Genomic DNA, 220 nt, shown 5'->3' with positions numbered 1-220 from the left:
GCCCGTGGCATCGTCCCGCCGCATCCTCTTCAGCGAGCCGTCCAGCTCCAGCGACACGCTCTGCGCCGTCGGAGCCCACACCGACAACGTCGGCCGGCCACCGTGGAACACCGGGCCCAGATGCGCCTTGGTGGCACCGGGATAGAGGTCGTCCAGCACACCGGCGATCTGCACCCCGGTCGCGGCCAGCACGGCACCGTTCGCCGCCCGCTGGGAGACG

General features: G+C 72.3%; 1 protein-coding gene. It reads right to left on the bottom strand.

Features of this window, described 5'->3' with window-relative positions; genetic code table 11:
* On the bottom strand, positions 1-220 hold a 220-nt coding region (locus IH25_RS38355; protein WP_037656588.1), incomplete at both ends, for a hypothetical protein.

The organism is Streptomyces achromogenes subsp. achromogenes (assembly GCF_000720835.1).
GTDB classification, from domain to species: Bacteria; Actinomycetota; Actinomycetes; order Streptomycetales; family Streptomycetaceae; genus Streptomyces; species Streptomyces achromogenes.
This window is presented reverse-complemented; position numbering and strand designations above follow the sequence as displayed.